The organism is Sphingomonas sp. YR710, from assembly GCF_900101455.1.
Lineage (GTDB): Bacteria > Pseudomonadota > Alphaproteobacteria > Sphingomonadales > Sphingomonadaceae > Rhizorhabdus.
Genome location: NZ_FMZJ01000034.1, coordinates 1 through 5,473 on the forward strand (window position 1 = coordinate 1; position 5,473 = coordinate 5,473).

General features: G+C 62.5%; 6 protein-coding genes and 3 pseudogenes. 6 read left to right on the plus strand and 3 right to left on the minus strand.

Annotated elements, in window-relative coordinates:
• A pseudogene (locus tag BLS13_RS20535) lies at positions 1-95 on the plus strand (IS5/IS1182 family transposase); the annotation flags it as partial.
• Between the two features lie 137 nt (positions 96-232).
• Here the strand turns inward: BLS13_RS20535 and BLS13_RS21320 are convergent.
• A pseudogene (locus tag BLS13_RS21320) lies at positions 233-349 on the minus strand (LPS export ABC transporter ATP-binding protein); the annotation flags it as partial.
• A gap of 322 nt (positions 350-671) precedes the next feature.
• On the opposite strand from BLS13_RS21320, the gene BLS13_RS20080 reads away from it, so the two are divergent.
• The 3 genes from BLS13_RS20080 to BLS13_RS20090 all read left to right on the plus strand — a co-directional run bounded on the left by BLS13_RS20080 (position 672) and on the right by BLS13_RS20090 (position 3,064).
• Positions 672-1,067: a hypothetical protein gene (locus BLS13_RS20080; protein WP_093454792.1), complete on the plus strand. Its 396-nt coding sequence runs from the start codon at positions 672-674 to the stop codon at positions 1,065-1,067.
• 55 nt (positions 1,068-1,122) lie between these two features.
• Positions 1,123-1,431, plus strand: coding sequence for a hypothetical protein (locus BLS13_RS20085; protein WP_093454794.1), 309 nt, complete (start codon positions 1,123-1,125; stop codon positions 1,429-1,431).
• 199 nt (positions 1,432-1,630) lie between these two features.
• Positions 1,631-3,064: a GNAT family N-acetyltransferase gene (locus BLS13_RS20090; RefSeq protein ID WP_093454795.1), complete on the plus strand. Its 1,434-nt coding sequence runs from the start codon at positions 1,631-1,633 to the stop codon at positions 3,062-3,064.
• A gap of 87 nt (positions 3,065-3,151) precedes the next feature.
• Here the strand turns inward: BLS13_RS20090 and BLS13_RS20095 are convergent, their stop codons facing one another.
• Positions 3,152-3,382, minus strand: coding sequence for a hypothetical protein (locus tag BLS13_RS20095; protein WP_093454797.1), 231 nt, complete (start codon positions 3,380-3,382; stop codon positions 3,152-3,154).
• Positions 3,382-3,501: pseudogene (locus BLS13_RS21145) on the minus strand (MBL fold metallo-hydrolase); the annotation flags it as partial. The gene BLS13_RS20095 and the pseudogene BLS13_RS21145, both read right to left, overlap by 1 nt.
• 598 nt (positions 3,502-4,099) lie before the next feature.
• On the opposite strand from BLS13_RS21145, the gene trbB reads away from it, so the two are divergent.
• Together trbB and BLS13_RS20105 are read left to right on the plus strand one after the other, a co-directional pair.
• A complete protein-coding gene (gene trbB / locus BLS13_RS20100; protein ID WP_093454798.1) occupies positions 4,100-5,083 on the plus strand; it encodes a P-type conjugative transfer ATPase TrbB in 984 nt (327 codons plus the stop codon).
• Positions 5,080-5,394: a TrbC/VirB2 family type IV secretion system protein gene (locus BLS13_RS20105; protein ID WP_093454800.1), complete on the plus strand. Its 315-nt coding sequence runs from the start codon at positions 5,080-5,082 to the stop codon at positions 5,392-5,394. Before trbB ends, BLS13_RS20105 begins: the two co-directional genes overlap by 4 nt.
• Positions 5,395-5,473 lie beyond the last annotated feature (79 nt).

Below are 5,473 nucleotides of genomic sequence, written 5' to 3' on the forward strand. Positions count from 1 at the left end.
CCACCCGCTATGACAAGCTCGCGGCCAACTTCCTCGCCATGGTCCAGCTCGCCTCAATGCGGCTGTGGCTGCGCGCTTATGAGTCTACGACCTAGGATAGGAAGCCTGCCTTCCGCGACTTCACCCGAACTAAGAGCTCGTGGCGAATTAACTGCTTCGGCCGAGATGTCAGCAATCGAGCTTTTACCGCGTTTCAGGCGAGAGAATCGATTCAGTTATTTCTCCGCGGGCCCTAAGGAGAAAAGTCTTCGCCCAGATAGAGGCGGCGAACATCCTGATCGCACGGTATCGCGTCAGGCGTGCCCTGGAAGAGAACCCGGCCGCCGCCCCGGTCGACGAGTTCCAGCATCACTCCTGAACGATCGAAGCATCGTGAGGCAGGCAACCGAGGCCCAGAAGCGCCCGGTGGTCAATCTACAACGGCGTGATGTTTTTGCCATCGAGCAGGATGGTGCCGAAAGATCGACCTATGATCGTCGTCGCGTGCCGCCGACTTTCCGATTGACGGCGCCGTATACGAAAAGACGCGCGCTCGCTCGCTTGTGACAATCACGTATTTCGATCCAGCGGTCATTCGAACAACCTAGTCTCCACGAAGCGACGTCGGCCGTCGATGCGCCGATAGCGAAATTTCTCTCTGATGTCCTTACCGGCCAAAGTTGGAGGATAGAATGAAGCGCTCGATTTTTGTCATGAGCCTCGCTTTGGTCGCACTGCCACTCACCGCCTGCGTCGAAGACGGTTATGGCTATGGCGGCGTCTACATGGGGAGCGTCTACCCTTATAGTGGCTATTATGACGGCTTTTATGGCCCGATCTATGACGGCTATTGGGGTAGTAACGGCTATTTTTACTACCGCCTCGGCGAACAGGACCGCGCCTATAAGCGAGGGGATCGGAGCCACTTTTATCGGGGCAGGGACGTTCCGAATACGCGCTTCCACCCGATAGAGGGCAGCACCCGGCCTCAGCAGGGTGCACGCATGCCGCATTTCGGCGGCGCGGGCGGCCATGACAGACATCAAGGCCGGGACCGTGACCGTGACCGTGACCACGGCAAGCCCTGAATCGGACCTGCCGTTCGCGTGAACGTGCAGGATTATATATGAAAGAGAAAGCCACATGAGCGACAAGAAGAATAAGGCTGGCGGCGATGCGCCGCGCAGCGCCGACTTCAACGACCCGGACGCACAGAATGCCGAGCAGTCGGAAGCCGGTACCCAGGCGCAGGACGTGGCGGACGACGCGATGGTGTCGGCACTCGACCGCGCCGAGGAGAGCGAACATGGAGGCAAGAGGAACCCCGCGCAGATCGTCCCTAACGACACGCCCGATCTGGTCGACAAAATGAACGAGATGAATCGCTCAGGGCGGATCGATATGGGCGCCTATGTCGGCGAAGAGAAAATGGACGACGAGGATGGCGGCTGAAGGTCAAGCGACCGCTCATTCACCTCGCGCGCCAACACATCCGCGACGGCCTGCCCCCGGCAATATGGAGTGGATACTGAACGAATAAGGGCTGCTCGACGAGCACAACCGGACCGAATGGGAAAGGGGGAAGGGCGAAGGACGTGCGTCCCAAGATGGCGGCCCCTGTCGCGGCGTAATAATGCAACGGAGTCAGGCCATGCAACCTCTCAATCTGGACTGCCCGCCCGATGCGCTTCCGCGCCGCGACTGGAGCGCCACGCTGACGACTCGCACGGGATTCAGCTTTCCCGTGCGTCCCGTGCAGCCAGGCGACGAAGCCGCGCTGGCGGATTTCTTCAAGCATGTCACACCGGAAGATCTTCGCTTCCGGTTCCTCAGCGGCATCAAACAGGTCAGCGGCGCTCGGCTGGTCGAAATGACCCATGTCGATCACAAACTGACCGAGCATTTCGTAGCCTTCGATCCCAGCCATGGCGGAATCATAGCATCGGCGATGCTGGCGGCCGACGATGGGCGGGATAAGGCAGAGGTCGCGGTTTCGATCGATGCGAGATACAAGAACAGGGGCATCGGCTGGATGCTGCTTGGCCATGTTGCCCGTTATGCCCGCGCGCACGGTATCAAGCGGCTGCAGTCAATCGAGAGACGCGAGAATCATGCGGCGATCGAACTCGAACATGACATAGGCTTCACTGCCAGGCCCTACCCCGGCGACAATGAGCTCGTGCTGGTCGAAGCCGAATTGTCGAGCGAGCACACGGACACGACCGCGCGTCCCAGCCTTTTGCGCACGGACCGGACTCGGCCGATGCTCAGCGATATCCTCGCGCTCGTCGATGGCGCCGCCCCGACCGGGGCAGCGCTCGACGTCGCGCTGACCCTCGCCCAGCTTCACCATGCTCATCTCGGCGTGACCGTGCTCACCGAGCGCTTCCTGATATTCGGCGATCCTATGGGTCTCTATTCGCCCGCTTACGCCGGCGACGAAGACCATCGCGCGCAGCTCGCCGCCGTTCGCGCAAGGATGGCGGACGCCCCGATCTGGGTCGACGTCCGCGGCTATTGCGAGGATCCTGCGGTGCTGCCTGGCGTGGCGAATGTCGAGGGACGGCTTGCCGATCTCGTGCTGATCGGCGCGAATGAGGACTGGAGCGACCAGCGGTTGAGACGGCGTGTGGCGGAGGCCTGCCTGCTGGGCGCGCGCGTGCCGATCCTGCTGCCCCCCTCGTCATGGCAGCCCGCACCGATCCGTCACGCGGTGCTTGGCTGGAATGGTTCGGCCGAGGCCGCCCAGGCAGCGAAGGCGTTGATCGCGATCGCCGAACCCGGCGCTCAAGTCTATGTCGTCATCGTTGATGCAGGAACCTCCTTCATGCCCGGCAGCAGCGCACCGGGGAACGACATTGTTCGTCATCTCGCCTGCCACGGCCTGATCGCCGATATCGTTTCGCTGGCGTCGAAGCACGACGACGAGATCGAAGTGCTTCTGCAGCAGGAGACACTCGGTCGGAAGGCCGATCTTCTGGTGGTGGGAGGCTATGGCCATTCGCGGTTCCGCGAGACCCTGATGGGCGGGACGACGCGCAAGCTGATCGAAAATTCTGCGGTCCCTGTCCTCATGGCGCATTGAGCGGCGGCATGGCCGACTTCCCGGCTGTTGCACTCGCGGACCCGCACCATGGCAGATTGTCTCTGCGCGAGACCGAAAAGCGCGCCGTTACCGGGGGGCCGAGATCAGGCTGATGATCCACGCCCCGATGGGCAGGGCGATGACGAAAGCCGCGGCGATTCTCCACGGCGCGCCGGTTGGCGAGATTTTGAATGCATGCTCGGCGAGCCCGCTCACGCCAGCGATCCGGCCCAAGCCGAGCAACATGACCGCATCGGTCAGTTCGATCAGCAAGCGGCCAGTCAACCCGGAAACCGGCATCGCGCTGGCCCAGTCCATTACAGCACGTCCAGCGGCAGCTTGAGGTGGCGCGTGCTGTTCGATTCCGGCGGCGGAAGCTGGCCGCCGAGCATATTGACCTGCACGGAGGGCAGGATGAGCCGAGGCATATCAACGCTATGATGCGTCTTCTCATCACTGAAAAGGACGCAATATTGAAGCGTCATGCACGAATTATCTGGAGCGTGCCTCGGCTGAGAACTCAGACGGGCGATGGCTTGCAGGCGATATTTCCGTCATTTCTGCACCTCCTCAGACAAAAGGGGAAAGGGCAGCGATAATCTTTAGCGCCCTTGAGCGATCTGGCGGGAGGCCGCCCCCTTGCCTGCGTATGGTGCAGCCGAACACGAAGCGATCGTTCCCGTCAGTGACGCTGTACGGCCGATGTTGGTCGCGACCTACTGACTCATGGCGACGTCGCGGCGGCGCCGATTCCAGATCCGACGTCCGGACCAGTCGGCCGGACCAAGCAAAATACGAATCCTTCTTCGTCGTGCTGGCTCGAGCAACATCAAATTCACCTGCGGCAATAATGATGATCATGACAAGCTTGCTTGAGTGCCTCCGTATGATCGCTCGCTCACCGCCCTTTTCCTGTCTTTGCACGCCACCGCACTACTACGTCCCTAAGCTTATTGCCGCCGCTCGAAATCTGGCTCTTTTGTTAGGCCCCATCGGGGAACGTGTGTGGCGCCCCCAAAACCGAACGGGGACAATATGGCGGTTTCTCACCAGCAATCCGAAGCGATCCTGCGCGGTGCTCGCATGTTGCGCACCGCGCTTGGCTCGGCAATTGCCGGATTTCTGGACGACCCATCGATCGTCGAGGTGATGCTCAATCCTGACGGGCGGCTCTGGATCGACCGGCTGTCGGACGGGCTTGCCGATACCGGACAGCGCCTGTCCGCCGCCGACGGCGAGCGGATCGTGCGGCTGGTCGCGCACCATGTCGGCGCCGAGGTTCATTCCGGTCGCCCGCGTGTCTCGGCCGAACTGCCCGAGACCGGCGAGCGGTTCGAGGGTCTGCTGCCGCCGGTCGTAGCGGCGCCGGCCTTCGCGATCCGCAAGCCGGCGGTCGCGGTCTTCATGCTGGAGGACTATGTCGCGGCCGGGATCATGTCGGCCGATCAGGCCGCGATCCTGCGGCAGGCCGTCGCCGATCGGCGCAACATTCTCGTCGCCGGCGGCATGTCCACCGGCAAGACCACGCTCACCAATGCGCTGCTCGCCGAGGTGGCGAAGACCGTGGACCGCGTCGTGCTGATCGAGGATACGCGCGAACTGCAATGCGCCGCGCCGAACCTCGTCGCGATGCGCACCAAGGACGGCATTGCCTCGCTCTCCGATCTCGTCCGCTCCTCGCTTCGCCTGCGCCCCGATCGCATCCCGATCGGCGAGGTCCGCGGTGCCGAAGCGCTCGATCTGCTCAAAGCATGGGGCACGGGCCATCCCGGCGGCATCGGCACGATCCATGCCGGCACCGCGCTCGGTACGCTGCGCCGCGTCGAACAGCTCATCCAGGAAGCGGTCGTCACCGTCCCTCGCGCGCTGATCGCCGAGACCATCGATCTCGTCGCGGTGCTCAGCGGCCGCGGCTCTTCCCGTCGCCTCACCGAACTCGCCCGCGTCGAGGGACTCGGGCCCGACGGCGACTATCGCGTCATCCCCTTTCCCCAGCACCTGTCAGGAGATCTCTTATGATCCGTCATTGCCTGCGCCTGCTTCGCCATCGCTCGACGACAGCCGCCATCGCCTTCGTCAGCATGATGATGGCACAAGCCGCCCACGCCTCCGGTTCGTCCATGCCGTGGGAGGCTCCGCTCCAGTCGATCCTCGAATCGATCGAGGGACCGGTCGCCAAGATCATCGCGGTGATCATCATCATCGTCACCGGCCTCACGCTCGCGTTCGGCGATTCGAGCGGCGGCTACCGCCGTCTGATCCAGATCGTGTTCGGCCTCTCGATCGCCTTCGCCGCATCGAGCTTCTTCCTGTCTGTTGATTGCCGCTGAGAAGTGACCCGGGAAGGCCAGTAATTTCCACCGAGAATTGACCCATGTTTGAACACGTCCCTGGCTTTGAGCGGGGGGA

Excerpts from the sequence above, each read along its gene's own strand:
- BLS13_RS20090 (WP_093454795.1), top strand. The coding sequence starts at position 1,631 with ATGCAACCTCTCAATCTGGACTGCCCGCCCGATGCGCTTCCGCGCCGC.
- BLS13_RS20095 (WP_093454797.1), bottom strand. The coding sequence starts at position 3,382 with ATGGACTGGGCCAGCGCGATGCCGGTTTCCGGGTTGACTGGCCGCTTG.
- BLS13_RS20080 (WP_093454792.1), top strand. The coding sequence starts at position 672 with ATGAAGCGCTCGATTTTTGTCATGAGCCTCGCTTTGGTCGCACTGCCA.
- BLS13_RS20105 (WP_093454800.1), top strand. The coding sequence starts at position 5,080 with ATGATCCGTCATTGCCTGCGCCTGCTTCGCCATCGCTCGACGACAGCC.
- BLS13_RS20085 (WP_093454794.1), top strand. The coding sequence starts at position 1,123 with ATGAGCGACAAGAAGAATAAGGCTGGCGGCGATGCGCCGCGCAGCGCC.
- trbB (WP_093454798.1), top strand. The coding sequence starts at position 4,100 with ATGGCGGTTTCTCACCAGCAATCCGAAGCGATCCTGCGCGGTGCTCGC.